General features: G+C 75.5%; 21 protein-coding genes. 9 read left to right on the top strand and 12 right to left on the bottom strand.

Translation table 11 applies throughout. The features are described from left to right. Positions 1 to 18: 18 nt before the first annotated feature. The 3 genes from E1O70_RS14905 to E1O70_RS14915 all read right to left on the bottom strand — a co-directional run bounded on the left by E1O70_RS14905 (position 19) and on the right by E1O70_RS14915 (position 2,838). The gene (locus tag E1O70_RS14905) at positions 19 to 669 is read right to left on the bottom strand and encodes a hypothetical protein (protein WP_061266571.1); all 651 of its coding nucleotides are present in this window, start codon (positions 667 to 669) and stop codon (positions 19 to 21) included. 67 nt (positions 670 to 736) lie between these two features. Continuing rightward, positions 737 to 2,008: a TadA family conjugal transfer-associated ATPase gene (locus E1O70_RS14910; protein WP_082774169.1), complete on the bottom strand. Its 1,272-nt coding sequence runs from the start codon at positions 2,006 to 2,008 to the stop codon at positions 737 to 739. 113 nt (positions 2,009 to 2,121) lie between these two features. After that, positions 2,122 to 2,838, bottom strand: coding sequence for a CpaE-like family protein (locus tag E1O70_RS14915; protein ID WP_061266570.1), 717 nt, complete (start codon positions 2,836 to 2,838; stop codon positions 2,122 to 2,124). Positions 2,839 to 2,979: 141 nt separating this feature from the next. On the opposite strand from E1O70_RS14915, the gene E1O70_RS14920 reads away from it, so the two are divergent. The 3 genes from E1O70_RS14920 to E1O70_RS14930 all read left to right on the top strand — a co-directional run bounded on the left by E1O70_RS14920 (position 2,980) and on the right by E1O70_RS14930 (position 6,512). After that, complete coding sequence (locus E1O70_RS14920) at positions 2,980 to 3,801, top strand: HAD family hydrolase (RefSeq protein ID WP_061266569.1); 822 nt, start codon at positions 2,980 to 2,982, stop codon at positions 3,799 to 3,801. 414 nt (positions 3,802 to 4,215) lie between these two features. After that, on the top strand, positions 4,216 to 5,688 hold the full coding sequence (locus E1O70_RS14925) for an NAD-dependent malic enzyme (protein WP_082774168.1): 1,473 nt from the start codon (positions 4,216 to 4,218) through the stop codon (positions 5,686 to 5,688). A gap of 2 nt (positions 5,689 to 5,690) precedes the next feature. Further along, positions 5,691 to 6,512, top strand: a complete 822-nt coding sequence (locus E1O70_RS14930) for an RNA methyltransferase (RefSeq protein WP_306303285.1) — start codon at positions 5,691 to 5,693, stop codon at positions 6,510 to 6,512. Positions 6,513 to 6,594: 82 nt separating this feature from the next. On the opposite strand, the gene E1O70_RS14935 is transcribed toward E1O70_RS14930, so the two are convergent. The 3 genes from E1O70_RS14935 to E1O70_RS14945 form a co-directional block, all read right to left on the bottom strand. Continuing rightward, positions 6,595 to 7,311, bottom strand: a complete 717-nt coding sequence (locus E1O70_RS14935; RefSeq protein WP_021483279.1) for a hypothetical protein — start codon at positions 7,309 to 7,311, stop codon at positions 6,595 to 6,597. 67 nt (positions 7,312 to 7,378) lie between these two features. Beyond that, positions 7,379 to 7,858, bottom strand: a complete 480-nt coding sequence (locus E1O70_RS14940; RefSeq protein WP_021483280.1) for a hypothetical protein — start codon at positions 7,856 to 7,858, stop codon at positions 7,379 to 7,381. A gap of 119 nt (positions 7,859 to 7,977) precedes the next feature. After that, a complete protein-coding gene (locus tag E1O70_RS14945) occupies positions 7,978 to 8,562 on the bottom strand; it encodes a response regulator transcription factor (RefSeq protein WP_157464287.1) in 585 nt (194 codons plus the stop codon). Between the two features lie 433 nt (positions 8,563 to 8,995). On the opposite strand from E1O70_RS14945, the gene acs reads away from it, so the two are divergent. Together acs and E1O70_RS14955 are read left to right on the top strand one after the other, a co-directional pair. Then, entirely contained in the window at positions 8,996 to 11,026 is a 2,031-nt protein-coding gene (gene acs, locus E1O70_RS14950) for an acetate--CoA ligase (RefSeq protein WP_021482659.1), read from the top strand. A 142-nt stretch (positions 11,027 to 11,168) separates the two neighbouring features. After that, positions 11,169 to 12,116 (top strand): pentapeptide repeat-containing protein, encoded by a 948-nt coding sequence (locus E1O70_RS14955; RefSeq protein ID WP_061266566.1) that lies wholly within the window; start codon positions 11,169 to 11,171, stop codon positions 12,114 to 12,116. Positions 12,117 to 12,217: 101 nt separating this feature from the next. On the opposite strand, the gene E1O70_RS14960 is transcribed toward E1O70_RS14955, so the two are convergent. From E1O70_RS14960 to E1O70_RS14970, 3 genes are all read right to left on the bottom strand, one after another. Further along, the gene (locus tag E1O70_RS14960) at positions 12,218 to 13,654 is read right to left on the bottom strand and encodes an MFS transporter (RefSeq protein ID WP_082774165.1); all 1,437 of its coding nucleotides are present in this window, start codon (positions 13,652 to 13,654) and stop codon (positions 12,218 to 12,220) included. A 40-nt stretch (positions 13,655 to 13,694) separates the two neighbouring features. Then, positions 13,695 to 14,894 carry an FAD-dependent oxidoreductase gene (locus E1O70_RS14965; protein WP_306303284.1) on the bottom strand — a complete coding sequence of 400 codons (1,200 nt, stop codon included), beginning with the start codon at positions 14,892 to 14,894 and terminating at the stop codon, positions 13,695 to 13,697. 161 nt (positions 14,895 to 15,055) lie between these two features. Next, on the bottom strand, positions 15,056 to 16,351 hold the full coding sequence (locus E1O70_RS14970; RefSeq protein ID WP_082774163.1) for an MFS transporter: 1,296 nt from the start codon (positions 16,349 to 16,351) through the stop codon (positions 15,056 to 15,058). Between the two features lie 220 nt (positions 16,352 to 16,571). Between E1O70_RS14970 and mshD the strand changes: the two genes are divergently transcribed. The 3 genes from mshD to E1O70_RS14985 all read left to right on the top strand — a co-directional run bounded on the left by mshD (position 16,572) and on the right by E1O70_RS14985 (position 20,945). After that, positions 16,572 to 17,573, top strand: coding sequence for a mycothiol synthase (mshD, locus tag E1O70_RS14975; RefSeq protein ID WP_061266565.1), 1,002 nt, complete (start codon positions 16,572 to 16,574; stop codon positions 17,571 to 17,573). Positions 17,574 to 17,639: 66 nt separating this feature from the next. Next, positions 17,640 to 19,904 (top strand): RNA degradosome polyphosphate kinase, encoded by a 2,265-nt coding sequence (locus E1O70_RS14980; RefSeq protein WP_061266564.1) that lies wholly within the window; start codon positions 17,640 to 17,642, stop codon positions 19,902 to 19,904. Positions 19,905 to 19,907: 3 nt separating this feature from the next. Further along, positions 19,908 to 20,945 carry an NUDIX hydrolase gene (locus tag E1O70_RS14985; protein WP_082774162.1) on the top strand — a complete coding sequence of 346 codons (1,038 nt, stop codon included), beginning with the start codon at positions 19,908 to 19,910 and terminating at the stop codon, positions 20,943 to 20,945. Positions 20,946 to 21,072: 127 nt separating this feature from the next. Here the strand turns inward: E1O70_RS14985 and E1O70_RS14990 are convergent, their stop codons facing one another. The 3 genes from E1O70_RS14990 to E1O70_RS15000 form a co-directional block, all read right to left on the bottom strand. After that, positions 21,073 to 22,074, bottom strand: a complete 1,002-nt coding sequence (locus tag E1O70_RS14990) for an inorganic phosphate transporter (RefSeq protein ID WP_021482998.1) — start codon at positions 22,072 to 22,074, stop codon at positions 21,073 to 21,075. Between the two features lie 5 nt (positions 22,075 to 22,079). Further along, entirely contained in the window at positions 22,080 to 22,700 is a 621-nt protein-coding gene (locus tag E1O70_RS14995; protein ID WP_021482999.1) for a DUF47 domain-containing protein, read from the bottom strand. Between the two features lie 632 nt (positions 22,701 to 23,332). Continuing rightward, a complete protein-coding gene (locus E1O70_RS15000; RefSeq protein ID WP_043655142.1) occupies positions 23,333 to 23,932 on the bottom strand; it encodes a hypothetical protein in 600 nt (199 codons plus the stop codon). 238 nt (positions 23,933 to 24,170) lie between these two features. Between E1O70_RS15000 and E1O70_RS15005 the strand changes: the two genes are divergently transcribed. Then, on the top strand, positions 24,171 to 25,625 hold the full coding sequence (locus tag E1O70_RS15005) for a sugar porter family MFS transporter (protein ID WP_021482816.1): 1,455 nt from the start codon (positions 24,171 to 24,173) through the stop codon (positions 25,623 to 25,625). The last annotated feature ends 142 nt before the right edge of the window (positions 25,626 to 25,767 follow it).

Genomic DNA, 25,767 nt, shown 5'->3' on the forward strand with positions numbered 1-25,767 from the left:
GCTCCGCGCGCCGCGCGGTCACCGGTCGTCCCCCGCGGTGCGCGCCCGCTCGACGAGCCGCGCGGACCATGTGCGGCCCGCGACGAGCAGCAGGACCCCGACGAGCACGCCCGCCGTCCCGAGGCCGCCGTCGGTCGCCGTGCCGAGCGGGTCGGCACCCAGCACGTAGCCGAGCAGGACCCCGACGACCGGGAGCCAGAGCAGCACGCGGGCGGTCGCGCGCGGTCCGGCGAGCGCCGCCTCCCGCTCGGCCCGCGCCTCGGCGTCCGCGGCCACGGACGCGGCGACCTCGTCGAGCACGGTCGCGAGCGGCGCACCGAGCTCCGCGGCCAGCCGGCACGCCGCGACGAGGGCACGCGCCGTCGCCGGACCGCCGACGTGCGGCGCGAGGTCCGCGACCCGCGGGACACCCCCGCCGTCGACCCGGACCCCGACCGCACGACCCCACGCGACACCCGGCGCGGCTCCGGACCGCAGGAGCGCCCCGACCTGCGTCACGACGACGCGCACGAGCTCGGGCACCGCTTGCGGTCGGGCCGGGCGGCGCAGGACGGACCACCGCACGCCGCGCGACGCCGACCGACCGACGACCCTGCGCGCCGACCGACCGCCCCGGGCCGTGGCGCACCAGACCGCGGCACCGACGAGGAGACCCACGAGGACCGTCACGCGCGCACTCCCCCGCCGCGCACCGTCCGGGCCGCACCGGCGCGGAGACTCCCGGCACGTCGTCGCGTCATGCGGACCACCGCCCCACGAGCTCGTCCCACGCCGGTCCCGCGACCGGCCCCGCCGCGCCCGTCGACCCGCCGCCCGGCGACCCGTCCCCCGTCGACCCGCCGCCCGGCGACCCGCCTACCGTCGACCCGCCGCAGGGCGACCCAGCGCCCGGCGGCACGACGGTCCCGTCCCACGACCCCGCGACGTCCACGCGCAGCGCGCCGCGCTCGTCCTGCCGCACGACGCCGAGCTGCGCGAGGACGCGCCGGGTCGTGCCCGCCGTGCGGACGCGGCGCAGGTGCAGCACGACATCGAGGCCGCCCGCGGCCTGCGCGGCGACGGCGGCCCGGTCCATCCCCGCGAGCGCCGCGAGCGCCTCCAGCCGGGCGGGGACGCCCTCGACGTCGTTGGCGTGGATCGTCGCGAGGCCGCCGTCGTGGCCCGTGTTGAGTGCCATGAGCACCTCGCGGACCTCCGGCCCGCGGCACTCGCCGAGCACGATGCGGTCGGGCCGCATGCGTAGCGCGGCGCGCACGAGGTCGGCGAGGTCCACGCCGCCCGCGCCCTCGACGTTGGGCCGCCTCGCGGTGAGCGGGACGACGTGGGGGTGGTCCGGGTCGAGCTCGCGCGCCTCCTCGACGCAGACGACCCGCTCGTCGGGCGGGACGAGCGCGAGGAGGGCCGCGAGGAGCGTCGTCTTGCCGGTGCCGGTGCCGCCGGAGACGAGGACGTTCGCGCGCCGCGCGACGAGGCCGCGCAGCACCGGCTCCCACGCGTGCGGGACCGTCCCGCCCGCGACGAGGTCGTCGAGCCGGAACGTCCGGGTCCGCAGGACGCGCAGCGAGACGACCGCCCCCGTCGCGCACACGGGGGCGACGACGGCGTGCAACCGGGTCCCGTCCGGGAGGCGGGCGTCGACGACGGGTGACGCGTCGTCGAGCCGCTGCCCGCCCGCCGCGGCGAGGCGCACCGCGAGCGCCCGCACCGCCTCGGGGCCGCCGAGCGCGACCTCGACCCGTTCGAGGCCGGCGCCGCGGTCGACCCACACGTCGTCGGGCCCGTTGACGAGCACGTCCGTCACGCCGGGCTCGTCGAGGTACCGCTGGAGCGGCCCGGCCCCGAAGATCTCCGCGTGGGCCGTCCGGGTCAGCTCGCGCAGCGCGGTCGTGCCGAGCACCCGGCCCGACGCCCGCAGCGCGTCCGCGACGGCCGCGTCGCCGAGCACCTCGGTGGCGCCGCCCGGCTCGTCGCCCGACCGCACGAGGCGGTCCCGGACCCCGTCGAGCAGGGCGACCCGGCCGCGCTCGGCACGCGGTGGCGCCTCCCCGCGGCGCTGCGCCCCGTCCGCGACACCTCCGTCCCGACCACGCCCGCCGCGCGGCGCACGCGCCTCCCGCGCGCTCACCGGGCAGGCCCGAGGTAGCGCGCGGCGAGCTCGCGACCGGCCCGGACGACCGGCCCGCGCCCGACGCACGGCCCGTGCCCCCGCTCGACCGCGCCGGCGAGCGCACGGTCCCACCCGGCGGTGGCGGCGACGTCGAGCCCGACGGCGGCGGCCACCTCGGGCGGCGAGAGCCGACCGGGTGCGGGGCCGCGCGCGACGAGGGCGGCCCGGCCCGGCAGACGGTCGCGCACCGCAGCGGCGCCCGCGACCCCGGCGACGTCGAGCGGGGTCACGAGGAGCACCTCGTCGCACGCCTCGAGCAGCGACGCCCCGGCCGCACCCGCCCCGAGGGCCGCACGGTCGGCGTCGAGCACGAGCACCCCGGACCTCGCCGCCGTGGCCCCGGCGAGCGCGGCGACGACGTCGGCGAGCGCCGCCTGCTCCGGGCCTCCGCCGCGCTCGGTGCTGACGACCGGCACGGTGCCCCAGCGGGGCAGGCGCGCAAGGAGGTCGTCGCCGTCGAGCCGGCCCCGCGCGTCGGCGAGGTCCGGCCAGCGCACGCCCGGGTCCTGCTCGACACCGAGCAGGACGTCGAGGCCCCCGCCCACGAGGGAGAGGTCGACCAGGCACGTCGGCGCGCGCCGCCGCGCGACCGCCCGGGCCAACGACGCGGCGACGACGCTCGCCCCCGCCCCGCCGCGCGCACCGACCACCGCCACGACCGCTCCGTCCATCGCGCTCCCCCGCCCTCCGTCGACCGGGGACCACCGTGCCCTCTGGGCGAGGGCCGCCGTCGGCCCCCGACCCGCCCTGGGGACGAGCCGGTCGGCGAGCGCTCCTGGGGACGGCCACGTTCCGCCGCTAGGCTCGCGACCGTGACCCCGCTCCCGGACCCGACGGACCCGCCGCGCGCCGGCCGGGTCGCCGCGTTCTTCGACCTGGACAAGACGATCATCGCGACGTCGTCGGCCGCGGCGTTCTCGCGGCCGTTCTTCGCGGGCGGGCTCATCAACCGCGGGGACGTGCTGCGCAGCGCGTACGCGCACTTCCTGTTCATGGTGGGCGGGGCCGACGCGGACCAGACGGAGCGCATGCGCGCGCACCTGTCGAACCTCGTGACCGGCTGGGACGTCGCGACCGTCTCTCGCATCGTCGAGGAGACGCTCCACGAGCACATCGACCCGGTCGTGTACGCGGAGGCGGTCGAGCTCATCGAGTCGCACCACGAGCACGGGCACGACGTCGTCATCGTCTCCGCCTCGGGGAGCGAGGTGGTGGAGCCCATCGCCGCGGTGCTCGGGGCCGACCACGCCATCTCGTCCCGGATGGCCGTCGAGGGCGGTCGCTACACCGGCGCGATCGACTTCTACGCGTACGGCGAGAACAAGGCCGTCGCGCTGCGCGAGCTCGCGGAGCGCGAGGGCTACGACCTCGCGGCGAGCTACGCGTACTCGGACTCCGTGACGGACGCGCCGATGCTGAGCGCCGTCGGCCACGCGTTCGTCGTCAACCCCGACCGGACGCTGCGTCGTCTCGCCGCCGAGCACGGGTGGGGCGCGCTGACGTTCTCGCGGCCCGTCGCCCTGCGCTCGCAGCTCGCGGCGCCGACGCCGGTGCTCGCCGCCGCGGGCCTCGTCGGGCTCGGCGTCGTCGGGTGGCTCGTGTGGCGGGCCTGGCGCCGACGCTCGCGCGGCTGACCCTCTTCAGCGTCGCCGCCCGCGCGGCTGACCCGCCCGTCCGGCCCCCGCGGACGACCGCCGAAGGGCCCGATCCGGACCTCCCGGACCAACCGCACCGGCGTGTTCGAACCCCGCTAGAACACGGTGTGGAAGAACCCCCGGAGCGCTTGCGCCCGCCGCCCCGGCGGGCTGTGATGGAAGGACAACAGCACCGCGGCGGTACCCACGCGCAGGGCAGTCCACCGAAGGACGCGCTGACCGGAGCGGACCAGGCCACGACGGCCCCCGACCCGTTGCAGCGACTTGGAGCGAGCGCGCCTGTTCACCGCCGCCGCTGGCGACCACGGCGTCCGCGAGGGCGCCGTCGTCGTGTCCGGGCTCACGCGCCCCGTTCCCGCGTCGCGGCCCGCCGGCCGGGCGATACTGGGGCCCATGACGTCAGCGCCGAGTGTCTCCTCCTCCATCACCGCCCGCCTCCAGGTCGAGGCCCGCCCCACCGCCGTGAGCGAGCTGACGACGGCGATCGAGCACACCGGGGGCATCGTCACCGCCCTGGACGTGACGGCGTCGGGCCACGAACGCATCACCGTCGACGTCACGGTCGCGACGCGCGGCGAGGAGCACGCCGGGCAGATCGTCGAGGCGCTGCGCGCGCTCCCGGGCGTCGTCGTGGACCGCGTCTCCGACCGCACGTTCCTGCTGCACCTGGGCGGCAAGCTGAAGATCGAGTCCAAGGTGCCGATCCGCAACCGCGACGACCTGTCGATGATCTACACGCCCGGCGTCGCGCGCGTGTGCGAGGCCATCGCCGCCAAGCCCGACGACGCCCGCCGCCTGACGATCAAGCGCAACACCATCGCGGTGGTCACCGACGGGTCGGCCGTGCTCGGGCTGGGCGACATCGGCCCCCTCGCGTCGCTGCCCGTCATGGAGGGCAAGGCGGCCCTGTTCAAGCGGTTCGCCGACATCGACGCGTTCCCCATCGCGCTCGACACGACCGACGTCGACGAGATCGTGCGGACGGTCAAGGCGATCGCGCCCGTGTTCGCGGGCATCAACCTCGAGGACATCTCGGCCCCCCGGTGCTTCGAGATCGAGGCACGGCTGCGGGCCGAGCTCGACATCCCCGTGTTCCACGACGACCAGCACGGCACCGCCATCGTGGCGCTCGCCGCGCTGACCAACGCGCTCAAGGTCGTGGGCAAGCAGCTGCCCGACGTGCGCATCGTCCTCTCGGGCGCGGGCGCGGCCGGGACCGCGGTGCTCAAGCTGCTCCTCGCGGCGGGCGCGCACGACGTCGTCGTCGCGGACATCGAGGGCGTCGTGCACCCGGGCCGCCCCGGCCTGTCCCCGTCCCTCGCGTGGACCGCGGTCAACACGAACCCGCGGCGCGTCACCGGCACGCTGCGCGAGGCCGTCGTCGACGCGGACGTGTTCATCGGCGTCTCCGCGCCGGACGTCCTCACCGGCGACGACGTCGCGCGCATGGCCCCCGACGCCATCGTGTTCGCGATGGCGAACCCGCGGCCCGAGGTCGACCCGGTCGAGGCGGCGGAGCACGCGGCCATCGTCGGCACCGGGCGCTCCGACTTCGCGAACCAGATCAACAACGTGCTCGCGTTCCCGGGCGTGTTCCGCGGCCTGCTGGACGCGCGGTCGCACCGGATCACCGACGCCATGCTGCTCGCCGCCGCGCGCGCGCTCGCGTCCGCGATCCACGAGGACCAGCTCAACCCGACCTACATCATCCCGAGCGTGTTCAACCCGGAGGTGACGACGCTCGTCGCCGCGGCGGTCGAGCGCGCCGCGCGCGAGGACGGCGTCGCCGAGCCTCCCGCCCTGACCGGCGGCCTCCCGCGCGTCGCGACCACGACGTCCGCCCCGACCACCGCCCCGGAGGCCTGAGCGTGCAGCGCGTCACGACCCGCAACGCGGCGTTCCAGCAGTGGGAGGCCCTGCTCACCAACCGCACGAAGCGGCACCGGGCGGGCGAGATGGTCGTCCAGGGGGTCCGGCCCATCACGCTCGCCGTCGAGTCCGGGTGGACCGTGCGGACGTGGCTCGTCGACGCCGACCGGTCGCTGTCGTCGTGGGCCCACACGATGCTCGATCGCATCCGCGCGCAGCGGTTCGCCGTGTCGTCCGCGCTCCTGCGCGAGCTCGGCGGCAAGGAGGACGAGACGCCCGAGCTCCTCGCCGTCGTCGCGACGCCGCCCGACGACCTCGGCCGGATCGGCGGCGGCACCGTGGGCGCCGACTTCCTCGGCGTCGTGCTGGACCGGCCCACGAGCCCGGGCAACGTGGGGACCGTCGCGCGGTCGCTCGACGCGTTCGGCGGGAGCGGGCTCGTCGTCGCCGGGCACGCGGCCGACCCGTACGACCCGCGCGCCGTGCGCGCGAGCACCGGCTCGATCTTCTCCGTCCCGACCGTCCGCGTCCCCGCGGGGCGCGACGTCCTCGACTGGGTCGCCGCGCAGCGCTCCTCCGGGGTCCCGCTGACCCTGGTCGGGACCGACGAGCACGGCGACGTCGAGCTCGCCGACCACGACCTCACGGGCCCGACGCTCGTCGTCACGGGCAACGAGACCACCGGGCTCAGCGCGGGCTGGCGCGAGGCGTGCGACGTCATGGTGAGCATCCCCATGCTCGGCTCGGCGAGCTCGCTCAACGCCGCGAGCGCGACGACGGTCGTGCTGTACGAGGCCGTGCGCCAGCGCCGGGCGCGCTGACGGCACGCACGGCGGCGGTCGGCGCACGCCCGACGGCGGGTGCGGCGTCCCGGGGGGCGCCGCACCCGCCGTCGTCCCCGCGTCAGGACGAGCGCGGCGCCGTGCTGCCCGGGGCCCGGGTGATGTGGTGCACCGCCTGCGTGCGCAGGCCGGCCCCGTTGAACTCCTGGTAGATCTCCTTCGCCTCCTGCAGCGCCTGCTTGACCTGGTTCTTGTCGAGGTGAGCCGCGGTCAGCTGGTTCTGGTAGAGGTACAGGAACGTGTTGAAGTCGATCTTCGTCAGGTCCACCGTGGACTTGACCGCGACGAACGCGCTGATGCGCTCCATCTTCTCGTAGATGCCGCGGGCCGAGACGTTGAGGTACCACGCCTTGAGGTCGACCCGGACGATGGACAGGCCCTCGGTCACGACGTAGTACTCCTCCATCGTGCCGGTCGACGCCGACGCGCCGCCGAGGAACACGGTGAGGGCCTCGGAGATGAGGCCGCCCACCCCGTCGATGATGCTGTCCGCCGTCCCCGAGACGAACGACTTGAGCGACGACTTCACGGTGTCGGCGAGGTGCTCCGTCGACGTGGACGTGAAGGCGTGCACCTCCTTCTTGGACGCGAGGATGGACGTGATGGGCACGGTCGAGTTCGTGCCTCCCGCCCCGCGGAGCGACTCCTGGATCTTCGCCTCGAACAGCTCGGCCTTCGTCTCGCCGAGCCGGGCGAGCGACTCCACGACCTCGCGCTGCGTCTGCGCGAGCTCGTCGCTGTTGTCGAACTGCTTGACGATGTCTCTCACGAGCGACATGACTTCCTCCGATGACGTGTGGTGCGGTGTCGGAGCGCGGCGACCGCCCCGCCCCCGTGGCGCGAGGTCAGAAGACGACCTGCGTGCCCTGCAGGTCGACCTGCCTGCTCAGCGCGTCCGGCCGCGGGTAGCGGGCGTCCGCCGGGACGGGCCGGTTGTAGCCGTAGACCCAGACGCCCTCGAGCGCCCGCTCCTCCTCGAGCGCGAGGGCGAGCCCCGCCGAGAAGTTGGAGACGTTCTCGGCGCACGCGTGCACGAGCACCGGGCCGACCGGCCCGGGCGCCCGGGCGAGGAGCCGGGCGACCTGCCGCCGGTTCCACCCCCAGTCGTCGGCGCCGTTCCCCTCGTCGCCGATCTCCTCGTCGTTGCCGTGCGCGGACAGGCAGACCGGGCCCCGCGCCGTCGCGAGCGCCGCGACGAGCGCCCGTTCCGCCGCGGCCCGTGAGCCCTTCGGAAGCAGGACGACCTCGCCCCACGCGTCCGCCCCGGAACCGTGCTCCTCGACGGCCTCGCGGATGTCGTCGTCCTGTGTGCAGACCACCAGCATGTCGTGCCCCCTCTCGTGCGTCGGCGGGGCTGCGTCGCCCCGCCGTCGGCCCGGTGCCTTCGTCCGGGTCCGTCGCCAGGATCCGCCGGGCGCCGACCGCCCCCCATCGTCAGTTCTGACTATCTGCGGACGGGACGGCCGCCCCGTGCGCGGGCCAGGGCGGCGGAGGCCGCGAGCTGCGACGAGACGCCGAGCTTGCCGAGGATCGAGCGGACGTGGGCGCGCACGGTCGCGACCGACAGCACGAGCGCGGCGGCGATCTCGGCCACCGACCGACCGCCCGCGAGGTGCTCCAGCACCTCGGTCTCCCGGCCCGTGAGCGTCGCCACCGCCCGGCGGTCGCGTACGACCCCCACGAGCTGGTCCACCAGCAGCGCGTCGCCCGCGCGCACGTCCCCCGCGAGCATGCGGGCGACCGTCCGCACCTGGTCGCCGAACGGCCGCTCCGCGGCGACGACCAGGGCGCCAGCGCGCGCTGCGACGAGCAGCCGGTCCGCCGCCACCGCGCCGCCCACGACCACGACCGGGCCCGGGCGCCGCAGGACCGCGAGCAGCGGGGGGCCGGGGAGGGACCCGGCGTCGTCGGCCACGAGCACGAGCCCGCGGCGGCCGCCGGACCCCGGCCGGAGGGCGTCCTCGGGGACCGTGCGCGCCCCGCAGCGGCCGACGGCGCGCAGCCCGGCGGCCACGGCGACGGCGAGCACGCGGTCCCGGGACGCGACGTCGACACCGTCGTCCCGGCGTGCGGGCGCGGCAGGGCGCGACCGCGCGCCTCGCACCGCCGCGTACGCCAACCCGCCCCCTGTGCCTCGCCGTGAGGCCGCACGCTCCGCGAGGAACGTGAGCCCATGGTGGGGCACCACCCCCCGCGCGGCAACAGCGCGCCGGGGTGCCCGGCGGGCCGCCCGACAGCGCGCTCCCCCGCCGTCCGGGGCGCTCGCCCGCTCCTTTGCGAGCACTCTCGCCGAATCCCGGACGGATGTGACCGCGCTCACCGCAGGAGGTCTACACTCGCCAGGTCGGGGCCCCGGTCGTGCGGCCGTCCGCCCCGTCGTACCGTCGTACCGTCACGCCGCCCCCGGGCGGTTGCCGCGGTCGGCGGGACCGCACCAGAGTCGATGCGCACCGGAGGTCAGCGTGCCAGAGAACGAGCCCGAGGCCGCAGCAGCGGCCACCACGTCCAGCCTGGAGAACCTCCTCCACGAGACCCGGAGCTTCCCCCCGAGCCCCGAGTTCGCCGCGCAGGCGAACGCGCAGCCCGAGCTGTACGAGGAGGCGCGGGCCGACCGGCTCGCGTTCTGGGCGCGGCAGGCGAACGACCTCGTCACGTGGCAGACCCCGTTCACCGAGACCCTCGACTGGTCGCAGGCGCCCGTCGCGCGCTGGTTCGCCGACGGCACGCTCAACGCCGCGTACAACGCGGTGGACCGCCACGTCGAGGCGGGTCTGGGCGACCGGGTCGCGATCCACTTCGAGGGCGAGCCGGGCGACACGCGCACCGTCACGTACGCCGAGCTGCAGCGCGACGTCTCGCGCGCGGCCAACGCGCTCGCGGCCCTCGGCGTCGAGACCGGCGACCGCGTCGTCATCTACCTGCCGATGGTCGTCGAGGCCGTCGTGGCGATGCTCGCGTGCGCGCGCATCGGCGCCCCGCACTCGGTCGTGTTCGGCGGGTTCTCCGCCGACGCGCTGCGCAGCCGCATCGCCGACGCCGAGGCGAAGCTCGTCATCACGGCCGACGGCGGCTACCGCCGCGGCGCGGCCTCCGCGCTCAAGCCCGCGGTCGACGAGGCGCTCGCGCCGAAGGAGGGCGCCGAGCCGACGACGGTCGAGCACGTGCTCGTCGTGCGCCGCACCGGCCAGGACACCGCGTGGACCGAGGGCCGCGACGTGTGGTGGCACGACGCGCTCGAGGCCGCCGACACGACGCACACCCCGGTGTGGGTCGAGGCGGAGCACCCGCTGTTCATCCTCTACACGTCGGGCACCACGGGGAAGCCCAAGGGCATCCTCCACACCACGGGCGGCTACCTCACGCAGGCCGCGTACACGCACCGCAACGTGTTCGACCTCAAGGCCGACACCGACGTCTACTGGTGCACCGCCGACATCGGCTGGGTCACGGGCCACTCGTACGTCGTCTACGGCCCGCTGCTCAACGGCGCGACGCAGGTCATCTACGAGGGCACCCCGGACTCCCCGCACCAGGGCCGCTGGTGGGAGATCGTCGAGAAGTACCGGGTCTCGATCCTCTACACCGCGCCGACGGCGATCCGCGCGTGCATGAAGTGGGGCGAGGAGATCCCCGCGAAGTTCGACCTGTCGTCGCTGCGCGTGCTGGGGTCGGTGGGCGAGCCCATCAACCCCGAGGCGTGGATGTGGTACCGCCGCGTCATCGGCGGCGACCGCACGCCCATCGTCGACACGTGGTGGCAGACGGAGACGGGGGCGATCATGATCTCGCCGCTGCCGGGCGTCACGGCGGCCAAGCCGGGCTCCGCCCAGGTGCCGCTGCCGGGCATCGTGGCGGACGTCGTCGACGACGAGGCGCGCTCCGTGCCGAACGGCGGCGGCGGGTACCTCGTGCTGTCCGAGCCGTGGCCGTCGATGCTGCGCGGCATCTGGGGCGACCTCGAGCGCTTCAAGGACACGTACTGGTCGCGCTTCCCGGGCATCTACTTCGCGGGCGACGGCGCCAAGAAGGACGAGGACGGCGACATCTGGCTGCTCGGCCGGGTCGACGACGTCATGAACGTCTCGGGCCACCGCCTGTCCACCACGGAGATCGAGTCGGCGCTCGTCTCGCACGAGATCGTCGCGGAGGCCGCGGTCGTCGGCGCGAGCGACGACCTCACGGGCCAGGCCGTCGTCGCGTTCGTCATCCTGCGCGGCGAGCACGCCGGCCGGGCGTCCGACGCCGACGGCGCGGCGGCCGTGCAGACCGAGCTGCGCAACCACGTCGCGAAGGAGATCGGCCCGATCGCCAAGCCGAAGCGCATCCTCGTCGTGCCCGAGCTCCCGAAGACGCGGTCCGGCAAGATCATGCGCCGCCTCCTGCGGGACGTCGCGGAGAACCGGACGGTGGGCGACGCCACGACCCTCGCGGACTCGTCCGTGATGGAGCTCATCTCGGCGGGCCTGCAGAAGCCGTCGTCGTCGGACGACTGACGCGCCGCTCGCCGACCACGGGGTCGGTGCCGTCGTCCGCGCGATGACGGCACCGGCCCCGTTCTCGTGCGCCGACCGCCCGGCCGCTGCGCACGGCGATATGCCCGTGCCCGGAATCCCCGCGACGGCGTAGCGTCGAGGCGTGCCCCGCGTCCCCGCGGCCGACGGCCGCGCCCTCCTCGTCGAGCAGCTCGACCTGCGCAGCGACTGCTCCCGCTGCACGGGCCTGTGCTGCGTGGGCCTGCACCTCGTGCGGTCCGCCGACTTCGCGATCGACAAGCCCGCCGGCACGCCCTGCCCGAACCTGCGCACGGACTTCGGCTGCGGCATCCACGCCCGGCTGCCCGAGTCCGGCTTCCCCGGCTGCGTCGCCTACGACTGCCTGGGCGCGGGCCAGCGCGTGACGGCCGCCGTCCGGGCGGCGCACGACGGCGCGACCTGGCGCGACGACCCCGCCGCCGCGCGCGACGCGTTCGCCGCCCTGCCCGTCGTCACGCAGCTCCAGGAGCTGCTCTGGTACCTCGCGGAGGTGCTCGCGCTCCGCGCGGCCGCCGCCGTGCACGACGACGCCCGGCAGGCGCTCGACCGCACCGCACCCCTGGCCGACCTCGCCGCGGCGGACCTGCTCGCGCTCGACGTGGGCGCCGTCCGTCGCGCCGTCGGCCCGCTGGTCGACCGGGCGAGCGCGCTCGTGCGCGACGCGGCGCGCGACGGTCGACAGGCACGCGACGGGCGGCACCGGGACGGCCGCCGCGGCGCCGCGTCGCCGCACGGCACCGCCCGGTCCGACGCCCCGACGGCACTCCGGGCTCCGAGCGCGGGGGTGCGTCGTCGGCTGCGGCCGGGGGCGGACCTCGTCGGCGCGGACCTCCGCGGGCTGGACCTCACGGCGTCGGACCTGCGGGGCGCGCTGCTCCTCGGTGCCGACCTGCGCGGGGCCCGGCTCGACGCCGTCGACCTGCTCGGCGCCGACCTGCGGGGCGCCGACGCCCGCGGCACCGACATCTCCCGGGCGCTGTTCCTCACCCCGGCGCAGGTCGGCGCCGTCCGCCGGGACGAGCGCACGGCGCTCCCGGCCGTGCTCGCCTGACGCATCCCGCGGCCGCGCACCCGCGAGATCGGCACCGGGAGACCGGATCGGCAGTCGCGACCGCCGATCCCACCTCAGGGTGCCGATCTCGGCGGCGGTCGTCAGCGGAGCGCGGCCCGCCGCGCGAGCGGGGCCGCCACGACCGCGCACACGACGACGAGCGCCGCCGCTCCCCACGCGAGCGCGCCGTAGGACGAGAACCCGATGATCGCCCCGGCGAGGATGCCGCCGACGGCGCCGCCCGTGTTCATCGCGAGGTCCGACAGGCCCTGCACGGCGGTGCGCGACGGCCCGGGCGTCGCGTCGACGAGCAGCGCCGACCCGGCGACGAGCCCGCACGACCACCCGAGCCCCAGCAGCACCAGGCCGACCGTGAGGCGCGCGGAGTCCTCGCCCGGCGCGCCCGCCACGACGACCGCCGCCGCGAGGAGCAGCGCGCCCCCGGCGTACAGCACGCGCGCATGCCCGAGCCGGTCCGCGAGCCACCCGACGACGGGGCTCAGCGCGTACATGCCCGCGATGTGGGCGCTGATCACGAGCCCCACGACCTGGAGCGTCGCGCCGCCGTGGTTCATGTGGACCGGGGTCATGGACATGAGGCCGACCATGACGAGGTGGCTCAGCACGATCGCGCCGAGCGCGAGGCGCGCCGTCGGGCTGGCCGCGACGACGGCCCAGCCGGCGCGCAGGCCGTCGCGCCACGACGCCGGGCCCGGCGCACCGCCCGCACCCGGCGCACCCCCGTCGCCACCCGCCGCACCGGAGCCCGCCGCGCCGGGACCCTCCGCGACAGACCCCGCCGCGCCCGCCCCCGACGGTGCGCGCGACGCGAGCAGCGGGTCCGGGCGCAGCCACACCGCGACGACGGTCGCCGCGAGGGCGAACGCGAGCGTCGCGAGCACGAACGGGGCCGCGCTCGGGGCGGTGCTCCCCGCAGTGCTCCCGTGCTCGGCGTGCGCGTCCCCGAGGCGCAGGGCGGGCCCGGCGACCCGGTCGGCGACGCCCGCGAGCGTCGGCCCGACGACGGACCCGACGGTCGTCGCCCAGACCACGACGGACAGGTCGCGGGCCCGGCGCTGCGGCGTCGCGAGGTCCGTCGCGGCGAAGCGGGAGGCGAGACCGGCAGCCGTGCCGGAGCCGAACAGCAGCATCGCCACGACGAGCAGCGGCCACGAGCCCAGCAGGACGGCGACCGTCGCGAGCACCGCGCCGCCCGTCGCGAGGCCGAAGCCGAGCAGGAGCGACGGCCGCCGGCCGCGCCGGCCCGCGACCTGGGCGAGCGGCAGCGCGACGAGCGCCGCGCCGACGACGCCCGAGGTCGAGGTGAGCCCCGCGATCGCGTCGGACCCGGACAGCGCCGACGCCACGAGGGGTGCGACGGCGATGCCGCTCGCGACCCCGACACCGGACAGCACCTGGGTCGCGGCGAGGGTCGTCAGGGTGCGGCGCTGCGTCGGGAGGGCGGGCGCGTCGACGGCGGTCGGGGCGGGCCCGCGGGCGGGGTGCGGGTCAGGGGGCGGGGAGGACTCGGTGCTCACGGGTGCACGCTAGGGCTCCGCGGCGGGCGCTGACGAGCCCTCACACCGCCACCGGTCGCCGAGATCCTGCCGCAGGGCTGCGACCGGGCTGTCGGCCGAGCGCCCGCAGCACGCCGCGCGCCGCCTCGCGTCCCGCCCGGTTGGCCCCGATCGTCGAGGCGCTCGGCCCGTAGCCGACGAGCTGGACGCGCGGGTCGCTCGCCGCCGTCGTGCCGTCGAGCACGATCCCGCCGCCGGGCGCGCGCAGGCCGAGGGGCGCGAGGTGGTCGAGCGCGGCCCGGAACCCGGTGGCCCAGAGGAGGACGTCGGCGGGCTGGTGCAGGAGCCCGTCGTCGTTCGCGCCGGGTGCCCACTCGACGCCGGTCGCCGTGACGCGTTCGAACATCGGCCGACGCCGCAGCACCCCGCTCGCGATCCCCGCGCGGTAGCGGGGCGTGAGCGGCAGGCCCGTGACCGAGACGACGCTCCCGGGCGGCAGCCCCGCGGCCGTGCGCTCCGCGACGCGCGCGACGGCGGCCCGGCCCAGCTCGGGCGAGAACTCCTCCTCGACCCACACGGGCTCGCGGCGCGTCACCCACGTCGTGCCCGACGCGTGCGGCGCGATCTGGAGCAGGAGCTGCGTCGCGGACGCCCCGCCGCCGACGACCACCACGTGCTGCCCCGCGAAGTCCTCGGCGGCGCGGAAGTCGTGCGTGTGGAGCTGGCGCCCGCGGAACGTCTCCATCCCGGGGTAGCGCGGCCAGAACGGGCGGGTCCACGTGCCGGTCGCGTTGACGAGCGTGCGCGTGCAGACGACGACGTCGCGCGCGTCCGGCCCGGCGCCGACCGTGGCGCGGACCAGCAGGAGCGCGGGGTCGTCGCGCACGTCGTGCACCGTGACGGGCCGCACCACGCGCAGGTCGTTCTCCCGCTCGTACGCGGCGTAGTAGCGCGGGACGGCGACGTTGGCGCGCTCGCCGGGGTCGCCGGCCGGGAGCGGGACGCCCGGGAGGTCGTGCACCGCGTGCGTCTCGGCCATGGTCAGCGAGTCCCAGCGGTCCTGCCACGCGCCGCCCGGGCCGCGACCGCCGTCGAGCACGAGCGGGTCGAGCCCGGCGCGCCGCAGGTGGTAAGCCGCCGACAGCCCGGCCTGGCCCGCACCGACGACCACGACGTCGTGCACGGCCCCGCCCGGGCCGAGCAGGTCCGCGCCCGCCGTGCCCGGTGCCGCCGTCTCTCGCCCGTGGGTCCGCTCGCTCACGCCGACCACAACGACCCGCCCCGACAGAACCTTCCCCGGCCCGAGGTGAGGTGCCGAACACGGGGTTGCCGTCGTCATCGCACTCTTCACGACGACAACCCCGTGGTCGACGGCGGGCAACCCCGTGCTCGGCTTCGCGCCGCCGCGCGTGCGGCCCGCGCTCAGGGGAGGTCCGGGACCCGCCCGAGCGTGCGGATCGGCCGGACGGCGAGGAGCGCCACCACCGTGAGCGTCCCCACGACCGCGCCCACCAGGAGCACCCGGTCCGTCCCGAACGCGGCGACGGCGGGACCGGCCAGCGCGGCCCCGATCGGGTACATCCCGACCGACCCCGCGACCTCGTAGGCGTGGACCCGGTTGAGCACGTCGCCCGGCACCTGCGTCTGGACGCTCGTCGCCCACATGACGCCCCACACCCCGACCCCGACGCCCACGAGCACCTGCGCGACGGCGAGCGCCCAGACGGGCCAGCCCAGCACGAGGCCGAGCGGGTAGAGCGGGTAGGCCACGAGCGCCACGGCGCCCGCGGCGAGCGGCCGCCGCGGCCGGTAGCGGATCGCGAGCAGCCCGCCGACCACGGTCCCGACCCCGAGCGCGCTGTTGAGCACGCCGAACGCGGTCGCCCCGTGCGTCGGCACGACGACGCTCGCCGCCAGGGGGAGCTGCGGCCCCCAGGCGAGCACCGCGTAGACCATCCAGATGACGACGACGCCCCACAGCCACGTGCGGGAGCGGAACTCGTGCCACCCGACCGCCAGGCTGCGCCACAGGCCCGCGCCCGCCGGGGGCGCCGGCACGACGCCGAGCCGGAGCGCGAGCAGGCACAGCGCGCTCGTCGCGTAGGCGACGGCGGAGAGGATCATCACCCCGCCGGTCGACCCGAACCCGACGAGGACGCCCGCGAGCGCCGGGCCGCCGAGCCCGGTGATCGCCTCGGAGGTCCGCAGGACGCCGTTGGCCCCCTGGACGTCGCGCGCGACGAGCGGCACGGTCGACGCGGCGCCGGGCTGGAACAGCGCGTTGGCCGTGCCGGCGACCGCGAGGAGGGCGTAGAGGTGCCAGAGGTGGTCGATCCCCCGCACGAACAGCACCGCGAGGAGCACGTGCGCGGCGAGGTTCGCGAGGTCGGCGACGATCATCATCCGGCGGGCGGTGAACCGGTCGGCGAGCACGCCGCCGAAGAGCACGAGCCCCGCGAACGGCGCGACGAGGAACGCCATCGCGTACCCCGCGACCGCGAGCCCGTAGCCCGACGCGAGCAGCCCGGCCGAGACCGCGACCGGGAGCATCGCCCAGCTGAGCAGCCCCGCGCTGCGCGCGGTGAAGTAGTACCGGAAGTCCCGCGACCAGACGGCCGGCTCCGTCGGTTCCCCGACCGGCCGGGCCGGGACCGTCACCGGGACGGGGACCCGCCCTGCTGCGGCCTCCGCCGCCTCCTCGACCGCGCACGCGCCCATGCCGCCCTGCCTCTCCGCCCCTCGCTGCCGTCCGACCGGCCGGAGGTCGGCGGGGCGGGCAGGCCGACGCGGCCCCCCGGGTCCCGCGCCTCACGGCCGCTCGCTCACGGACGTGACAACCGTCACTCGGTTCCGAACCTTCCCGCCACGAGGACGGCGTCCCGCGGGCGCCGGCGGCGCGCGTTCGGTCGTGCGCGGGCGCCGGGGGCAAGATGGACCGGTGGAGACCGCGATCCTCTGGCACACCGGGCCGCTCATCGACGACGTCGAGATCGCGCAGGTCCACGACCTCGCTGCGGCGGCGGAGCGGAAGGACGGCGTGGCGCCCCTCTCGGAGCAGCCGCTGCTCAACCTGCGCGAGGCGACCGACGACGTCGTGCACCTCCTCACGTGGCGCGGGGGCGAGCTCGCGGGCTACGCCCAGGTGGACAAGCGCGGCGACGCGCCGAGCGCGGAGCTCGTCGTGCGCCCGGCGCACCGCGGCCACGGCCTCGGGTTCCACCTCCTGGGCAGCGCCGCGGACCGCGCCGTCGAGCCGCGCCCTTCCGAGCGCACCACGGACGAACGCGCCACGGACGCGCCCTCCCCCGTGAGGGACGTCCCGCCGCTGCGCGTGTGGGCCCACGGCGACCTGCCTGCGGCGCAGGCCCTCGCCGCGCGGGCGGGGTACGGCGTCGTGCGCGAGCTGCTCGTGCTCGAGCGCCCGCTGGGCGGCCCGGCGGAGCACCCGCGCCCCGCCGTCCCGGCGGGTCTGCGGCTGCGCGCCTTCGTGCCCGGGGACGACGACGCGGCGTGGGTCCGGGCGAACGCGCTCGCGTTCGCGCACCACCCGGAGCAGGGGCGGCTCACGGTCGACGACCTGCGCGCGCGGATGCGCGAGGACTGGTTCGACGCCGCCGGTCTCCTGCTCCTCGAGCGCGACCCGGCGCCCGGCGACGGTGCGCCCGAGCTCGTCGGGTTCGTCTGGACCAAGATCCCGACGGGCCAGCCGGACGCCGCGCGCGAGGGCGAGATCTACGTCGTCGGGGTGGTCCCGTCCGCCCAGGGCGAGGGGCTCGGGCGGCTGCTGACCGCCGTCGGGCTCGCGCACCTCGCGGCGCGCGGGGCACGCACGGCGGTGCTGTACGTGGACGGCGACAACGTGCCGGCGGTGCGGACCTACGAGCGGGCGGGGTTCGTGCGGCGCGCCGTGCACGTGCAGTACGCCCGACCTGCCCGCTGAGCCGCGCACCGGCCGAACGGTGACCCGCGTCACGCACCGTTCATCAACTGGTGCCACCATGAACCCATGACCGACACGTCCACGCAGCGCACCCTCGACCCGGACCTCGCCGCACACATCGCGGAGCACATCGCCGAGGAACCCGAGATCGAACCGGTCGGTGCGGAGCTCGACCTCGGTCCGCTGCCCGACGACCGGTTCGCCGACCGCGAGCTCAGCTGGCTCGCGTTCAACCAGCGCGTGCTCGAGCTCGCGGAGGACCCGAGCCAGCCGCTCCTGGAGCGCGTGCGGTTCCTCGCGATCTTCGCGTCGAACCTGGACGAGTTCTTCATGGTCCGCGTCGCCGGCCTCAAGCGCCGCATGGCGACGGGCATCGCGGTCACGGCCGCCTCCGGGCTGTCGCCGCGCCAGGTGCTCGACGCGATCAGCGAGCGCGCGCACGAGCTCATGGCGCGGCACGCGCGGGTCTTCGCCGACGACGTCCAGCCGGCGCTCGCCGCCGAGGGCATCACGCTCGTCCACTGGGACGAGCTGGAGACGCGCGAGCAGGAGCGCCTGCACAAGTTCTTCCGCAAGCAGATCTTCCCCGTGCTCACGCCGCTCGCCGTCGACCCGGCGCACCCGTTCCCGTACATCTCGGGGCTCTCGCTCAACCTCGCGGTCGTGGTGGCGAACCCGACGACCGGCAAGGAGCACTTCGCGCGCGTCAAGGTGCCGCCGCTGCTGCCGCGGTTCATCGCCGTGGACGCGCGAGGACGCCCGAGCGCGCCGACGTCGCAGACGGCGTCGCCCGACCGCGGGCCGACGTCGTTCGTGCCGATCGAGGAGGTCATCGCGCAGCACCTCGACCACCTCTTCCCCGGCATGGAGGTGCGCGAGCACCACCTGTTCCGCGTCACGCGCAACGAGGACGTCGAGGTCGAGGAGGACGACGCGGAGAACCTGCTCCAGGCGATGGAGAAGGAGCTGTTGCGCCGCCGGTTCGGCCCGCCCGTGCGCCTCGAGCTCACGCCGGGCATCAGCCCGCGCATCCGCGCGCTGCTCGTGCGCGAGCTCGGCGTCGTCGAGGAGGAGGTGTACGAGATCCCGCTGCCGCTCGACCTCACGGGCCTCAACCTCATCGCCGACCTCGACCGTGCCGACCTGCACTTCCCGCCGTTCGTCCCGACGACGCACCGCCTCCTCGCCGAGGTGGAGAGCTCGTCCCCGACGGACGTGTTCGCCGCGATCCGCGAGCGCGACGTCCTGCTGCACCACCCGTACGACTCGTTCTCGACGTCGGTGCAGACGTTCCTCGAGCAGGCGGCGGCCGACCCGGCGGTGCTCGCGATCAAGCAGACGCTGTACCGGACGTCGGGCGACTCGCCGATCGTCGACGCGCTCATCGACGCGGCCGAGGCGGGCAAGCAGGTGCTCGCGCTCGTCGAGATCAAGGCCCGGTTCGACGAGCAGGCCAACATCTCGTGGGCGCGCAAGCTCGAGCAGGCGGGCGTGCACGTCGTGTACGGGATCGTCGGGCTCAAGACGCACTGCAAGCTCTCGCTCGTCGTGCGCCAGGAGTCGGACGGCCTGCGCCGCTACTGCCACGTCGGCACGGGGAACTACCACCCGAAGACGGCGCGCCTCTACACCGACCACGGCCTGCTCACGTGCGACCCCGACGTCGGGCAGGACCTCACGCGCCTGTTCAACCAGCTCTCCGGGTACGCGCCGCAGTCGCGGTTCCACCGCCTGCTCGTCGCGCCCCGCACCGTCCGCTCCGGCCTCGTCGAGCGGATCGACCGCGAGGCGGTCGCCGCGCGCGAGGGCCACGAGGCGTGGGTCAAGATCAAGGTCAACTCCGTCGTCGACGAGACGACGCTCGACGCGCTCTACCGGGCGTCGCAGGCCGGCGTGAAGGTCGACCTCGTGGTGCGCGGCATCTGCGCCGTCCGCCCGGGCGTGCCCGGGCTGAGCGAGAACATCCGCGTGCGCTCGATCCTCGGGCGCTTCCTCGAGCACTCGCGCATCTACGCGTTCGCCAACTCCGCCGGCCCCGCCATCGGCGAGGGGCCGGAGAGCGGCCCGGAGGTGTTCATCGGGTCGGCCGACCTCATGCACCGCAACCTCGACCGCCGCGTCGAGGCCCTCGTGCGCATCACCGACCCCGACCAGGTCATGGAGCTGCTCGACCTGCTCGACGCGTCGATGTCCGAGCGCACCGCGTCGTGGCACCTCGACGCCGACGGCACGTGGCACCGCCCCGACACCGCGCCCGACGGCTCGCCGCTCGTCGACCTCCAGGCCAGCCTCGTCCAGCGACAGCGCCGCCGGCTCGTCGGGAGGCGGTAGCGGATGGGAGTGCCGTCCTCCGCGCTCCACGGCGGCGTGCCGCTCGTGGACACGCTCGGCCCGACGCACGTGTCGCACGCGCCCGTCATCGAGTCGGCCGGTGCCCTCGTGTGGCGCGTGCGCGACGACGAGCTGCAGGTGCGCCTCGTCCACCGGCCGCGCTACGACGACTGGTCGTGGCCCAAGGGCAAGCTCGACCCGGGCGAGACGTTCCAGGCGGCCGCGGCGCGCGAGGTCGCCGAGGAGACGGGCAAGCCGGTCGTGCTGGGCGTCCCGCTCCCGGGGCTGCAGTACCTCACGCCCGAGGGCCGCGTGAAGCGCGTGCACTACTGGGCCGCCCGCCGGGCGTCGAGCCGGTCCGACGCCGGCGCGCTCGCCGCGCGTGCCCCCGTCCCACCGGTGTCGCCCCAGGAGATCGATCGCGCCGCGTGGCTCTCCACGGACGACGCCGCGCGGCGCCTCACGCGGCAGGCCGACCGGGCGCCGCTCGAGGCGCTCGTGCGCGAGCGCGACGAGGGCCGGCTCGCGACGCACGTCGTCGTCATCGCGCGCCACGGCAAGGCCGTGGCGCGGTCGGCGTGGCACGGCGACGAGCAGGACCGCCCGCTCACGCCCGCGGGCCACGCCCAAGGGGTCGCGCTCGTGCCGGTGCTCGCGGCCTACGGCGTCGAGACGATCGTCACGAGCCGGTGGGACCGCTGCGCCCAGACGATCGCGCCGTACGCGACCGCCTCCGGGCTCGCCACGGTCAGCATCGACCACCTCACCGAGGCGCAGCACGAGCGCTCGCCCGCGCGCGTCGCGCGGACGGTCCGGGAGCTGCTCGAGGCCGAGCGGTCGTCGGTGCTGTGCACGCACCGGCCCGTGCTGCCCACGGTGCTCGACGTCCTCGGCCAGCACTCGCGGCGGCCGGTCGCGAACGCCCTGCCCGCGCACGACCCGTTCCTCGAGCCCGGCGAGATGATCGTGGCCCACGTGGCACGCACGCCCAAGGGCCCGCGCGTCGTCGCGGCAGAGAAGGTCGCCCCGCCGCTGCACTGAGACCCGCGCGCCGGCGTCCCCCAGCGGGCGACGTCCGGTCGCACGACGACGCCCCGCCGGCGGCCGCGAGGCCTCCGACGGGGCGCCGTCGTCGTGCGGGGGGACCGGCGTCCCCGGTGCCCTGGGGTCAGAGCAGGATCGGGCTGAGGATCCAGTAGACGACGGCCGCGACGAGCGCGGCGGCGGGGATCGTCAGCACCCACGCGGCGCCGATGTTCTTGGCGACGCCCCAGCGCACCGCGGACAGGCGCTTGGTCGCGCCGACACCCATGATCGCCGAGGTGATGGTGTGGGTCGTCGAGACGGGCGCGTGGAAGATGAACGCGTTGGCGTAGAGCACGACGGCGGACACCGACTCGGCGACGAAGCCGCGCGCCGGGTCGAGCTCGATGATCTTGCGGCCGAGCGTGCGCATGATGCGCCAGCCGCCCGCGTAGGTGCCGAGCGAGATCGCCGTCGCGGCCGACAGCTTGACCCACAGCGGGATCGTGTTGTCGTCCTGGAACCCGCCCGCCACGAGGGCGAGCACGATGACGCCCATCGTCTTCTGCGCGTCCTGCAGACCGTGGCCCAGCGCCATCGCGGCGGCGGAGGCCGTCTGCGCGATCCGGAACCGGCGGAACGCCCGGGCGGGCGCCGCGTTCCGGAACACCCACAGCAGCAGGACCATGAGCGCGAACGCGAGGCCGAAGCCGATCAGCGGCGAGAAGATCATGGGGAGCACGACCTTGTCGAGGATCGCGTCCCAGTGCACCGTGATCCCGGACGCGAGGCCGACGCCCGCGAGGCCGCCGATGATCGCGTGCGTCGACGACGACGGCAGGCCCAGCCACCACGTGATGAGGTTCCACGTGATCGCGCCGACCAGCCCGCACAGGACGATGACGAGACCCTGGTGGGGTGGCACGTCGCCGACGGCGACGATGTCCTCCGCGATGGTCTGCGCCACGGCCGTGCCGAGCAGCGCGCCGATGAGGTTGAACACCGCCGCCATGAGGAGCGCCGCGCGCGGTGTGAGGGCCCGGGTCGACACCGAGGTCGCGATGGCGTTCGCGGCGTCGTGGAACCCGTTCGTGTAGTCGAACGCCAGGGCGAAGGCCACGACGACGACGACGAGCACTGCCTCCACGGGGCTCAGGACTCCTTGAGGGCGATGGTCTCGACCGTGTTGGCGACCTTCTCGAAGGCGTCGGCCGCCTGCTCGAGGACCTCCACGATCTCCTTGAGCTTCATGAGGAGGACCGGGTCGGACACGTCGTCGAAGAGCTCGGCGAGCAGCTTGCGGTGGACCTTGTCCGCCTGGTTCTCCAGGCGGTTGACCTCGACCCAGTACTCGGGGAGGTCGTCCATCGAGCGCAGGCGCGGCATCGCCTCGGCCGTGAGCTCCGACGCCCGCTGGAGCACCTGGACCTGCTCGGACACGCGGGCCGGGAGCTCGTCGACCTTGTAGAGGACGATGAGGTCGGCCGCCTCCTCCATGTAGTCCATGCAGTCGTCGAGCGCCGACGCGAGGGCGTAGATGTCGTCCCGGTCGAACGGCGTGACGAACGTCTGGTTGAGGCGTCGCATGATCGAGTGCGTCGCGTCGTCCGCGAGGTGCTCGGTCTCGCTCAGCTGCTTCGCGAGCTGCTTGCGCGTGGGGCGGTCCGCCCCCAGCAGCTCCGCGAGGAGCGTGGACCCTGTGACCAGGTGCTGCGCCGAGGCGGCGAGGAGGTCGAAGAACGAGGTGTCGCGCGGTGTCAGGCGCAGGCGCACGGGGGGCTCCGGAAGGGACGCGGGGTAGGGGTCTGAGCTGGCGTCGGCCGCGGGGGCCGCTCGACCGCCGGGAGGACCGGACGGCCGGGGTGGTCACGATCTCTGGTCGGATGATCTCTCGGTGAACGCACGTCGAACTCTCGTCAAATGTAGCCGACGCGCGGAGCGATGCTGGAATCGTCGGGCCCAAGGTCCCGGATGCTCAGGACGCCCACAGCCTGCGCCCGGCCTCGTCGCCGGTGCGACCACCGCGCCCGCGCACCGCACGAGAGGCGGTGCGCGGTGGGCGCGAGGGGGAAGTTAGTGACGCCGGACCGGGAGCGCCTCTCGGCGCGTGGCCGCTCGTAGCGGCTGAGTGTGGAGCCCGGGGCTACCGCGGCCCGGCGTCGAGATCCATCGTACGTGCCGCACCCCGCTCGGGGTACCCGTGTTCGCGCTCCGCGAGACCGCCTTCGCCCGCCGTGCGGGCGTGCCGTCGATCCCGCACCCTCGCGCCCGCGGGGTCCGGACGGGCCCGACCAGGTGGTCCCGGTCGGTCGAGCAGGCGGTCCGGGCGCGTCAGGTGGCACGGACGCGCCAGGTTCGCCTGCTCGGCGACGACCGGGGCCTCCGCGGCGGGGAGGGACGCGCGCTCAGTCGAGGCGGTCGGCGCGCCAGAGCTCGGCGGCGTGCTCGAGCTCCTGGGCGGTCCGCAGCAGCGAGCCCGCGCCCCGGGTCGTGCGCAGGGCGCCGTCGGGGTCGGCGACCTCGCGCGCGTCGGCGTCGAACGCGGCGCCGGTGGCGAGGATGCGGCAGAACGACCCGGCGCGCTCGAGCGCGACCGCGAGGTCGCCCGTGAAGACGCCGGACAGCACCGCGTCGGCGAGGTCGCGCACGTCCTGCGGCCCCGGCGGCCGGGGCACGCCCGCGATGGCCTCGTGGACGGGCGCCGCGTCCACGCCGAGCCGGTAGCGGAGGGTGACGGTCTGCGGGTCGCGGCGCACCCACTCGCGCAGCACGTAGAGCCGCCAGAGTGCCCCCGGCAGGGAGTTGGGGGCGGCGTCGGACCACAGGCCGGCCACGACGTCGAGGCCCTCGGTCTCGACGAGGTGGACGAGCCGCTCGACGACCTCCGGGTCCTCGGTGTCGCGGGCGCGGTGCACGATCGCGTGCGCGGTGGTGTGCGCGACCCGGTCGCGGAGCGCGGGGTCGAGCTCGCCGGGCAGCTCGTCGGCGTCGCGCGGGTCGAGCATGGCGGGGCGGCGAGGTCGCTGCGTGCGGTCGGACCGACCGGGGTCGGGCCGGGCTCCGGGGGTGGGGACGTCGTCTGGCACCCGCCCAGTCTCCACCCGGGCCCGCGACGCGCGCAGCCTCCGGGGGGTGCTCGGGGCCGGACCTCGTTCGCCGCGCCACGGTCAGCACCCCGCCCTACAGTGACGACAGAGGGACGACAGGAGCTGCCACCGGCTCCGGGACGGAGCGGAGGGCGAGATGTCGAGCAGCGGCGCAGCAGGTCAGAGGACCGTGAGCGAGCGGAGCGCCCACCGGAAGGCGATCGGCCTCGCCGTCGCGGCCGCGGTCGGCGGCTTCCTCTTCGGGTTCGACAGCTCGGTCATCAACGGCGCCGTCGCGGCGATCGAGGGCCAGTTCGACCTCGACTCCGCGGTGACGGGCCTCGTCGTCGCGATCGCTCTCCTCGGGTGCGCGCTCGGCGCGTGGTCGGGCGGCCGCCTCGCCGACCGGTGGGGCCGCACGCGCGTCATGGTGTTCGGCGCCGTCCTGTTCTTCGTCTCCTCGATCCTCTCGGCGATCGCGTGGTCGGCCTTCGACCTGGCGATCTGGCGGTTCATGGCGGGTGTCGGCATCGGTATCGCGTCGGTCATCGCGCCCGCGTACATCGCGGAGATCGCGCCGGCCCGGCTGCGCGGCCGCATGGGCTCGCTCCAGCAGCTCGCCATCACGATCGGCATCTTCGCCGCGCTGCTCTCCGACCAGCTCCTCGCGGAGACGGCGGGCGGGGCGTCCAACGAGCTGTGGCTCGGGTGGGAGGCGTGGCGCTGGATGTTCCTCGTCTGCGTCGTCCCCGCGGCGGTCTACGGCATCCTCGCCCTGCGCATCCCCGAGTCGCCCCGATACCTGGTGGCGAAGGGCCGGGACGACGAGGCGCGCGCCGTGCTCGAGTCCGTGCTCGGCCCGGACGAGGACGTCGACGACCGCATCGCGCAGATCCACCGCTCGATCGCCGTCGACGAGAAGAACGCGCAGGAGGGCACGCTCAAGGGCTCGGCGCTGGGCCTCAAGCCGATCGTGTGGGTCGGCATCCTGCTCTCGGTGTTCCAGCAGTTCGTCGGGATCAACGTGATCTTCTACTACTCGACGACGCTGTGGCAGGCCGTCGGCTTCGACGAGAGCCAGTCGTTCCTCGTCTCGACGATCACGTCCGTGACGAACGTCGCGGTGACGTTCATCGCGATCGCGCTCGTCGACAAGGTGGGGCGACGCCCGATCCTGCTCATCGGCTCCGCCGGGATGACGCTCTCGCTCGGGATCATGGCGCTCGCCTTCACGCAGGCCAGCGGGAGCGGGGACAACATCAGCCTGCCAGACCCGTGGGGCCCGATCGCCCTCGTGGCCGCGAACGCGTTCGTCGTGTTCTTCGGGGCGTCGTGGGGCCCGCTCGTCTGGGTCCTCCTGGGCGAGATGTTCCCGAACCGGATCCGGGCCGCCGCCCTGGGCGTGGCGGCCATGGCGCAGTGGCTGGCGAACTTCGCCATCACCCTGACGTTCCCGCCGATGCTCGCCGCCTTCGGCGCCTCGATCCCCTACCTGATGTACGCGATCTTCGCGGCGCTCTCGTTCGTCTTCGTCCTGAGCAAGGTGCCGGAGACGAAGGGTGTCGAGCTGGAGGACATGGGCGACCAGGCCAAGAGCCGCTCCGGGCGCTGATCCCCCCTCCGGGTCCGCGCCGAGCCCGGGTCCTCCCACGCCGCTGCGACGGCGGGGACGGGCCCGGGCTCCGTCGTTCCCGCCACCGGCTCTGCCGGGCCGGGAATTCCTTGCCCCACACAATGGTTGCTGAAAGCAACTT

Origin of the sequence: Cellulosimicrobium funkei, assembly GCF_004519295.1 — a bacterium.
Taxonomy (GTDB): domain Bacteria; phylum Actinomycetota; class Actinomycetes; order Actinomycetales; family Cellulomonadaceae; genus Cellulosimicrobium; species Cellulosimicrobium funkei.

Coding starts and splice junctions, on each gene's coding strand:
- E1O70_RS14970 (WP_082774163.1), bottom strand. CDS start 16,351: ATGGGCGCGTGCGCGGTCGAGGAGGCGGCGGAGGCCGCAGCAGGGCGG.
- E1O70_RS14940 (WP_021483280.1), bottom strand. CDS start 7,858: ATGCTGGTGGTCTGCACACAGGACGACGACATCCGCGAGGCCGTCGAG.
- E1O70_RS14980 (WP_061266564.1), top strand. CDS start 17,640: ATGACCGACACGTCCACGCAGCGCACCCTCGACCCGGACCTCGCCGCA.
- E1O70_RS14915 (WP_061266570.1), bottom strand. CDS start 2,838: ATGGACGGAGCGGTCGTGGCGGTGGTCGGTGCGCGCGGCGGGGCGGGG.
- E1O70_RS15000 (WP_043655142.1), bottom strand. CDS start 23,932: ATGCTCGACCCGCGCGACGCCGACGAGCTGCCCGGCGAGCTCGACCCC.
- E1O70_RS14985 (WP_082774162.1), top strand. CDS start 19,908: ATGGGAGTGCCGTCCTCCGCGCTCCACGGCGGCGTGCCGCTCGTGGAC.
- E1O70_RS15005 (WP_021482816.1), top strand. CDS start 24,171: ATGTCGAGCAGCGGCGCAGCAGGTCAGAGGACCGTGAGCGAGCGGAGC.
- E1O70_RS14925 (WP_082774168.1), top strand. CDS start 4,216: ATGACGTCAGCGCCGAGTGTCTCCTCCTCCATCACCGCCCGCCTCCAG.
- E1O70_RS14935 (WP_021483279.1), bottom strand. CDS start 7,311: ATGTCGCTCGTGAGAGACATCGTCAAGCAGTTCGACAACAGCGACGAG.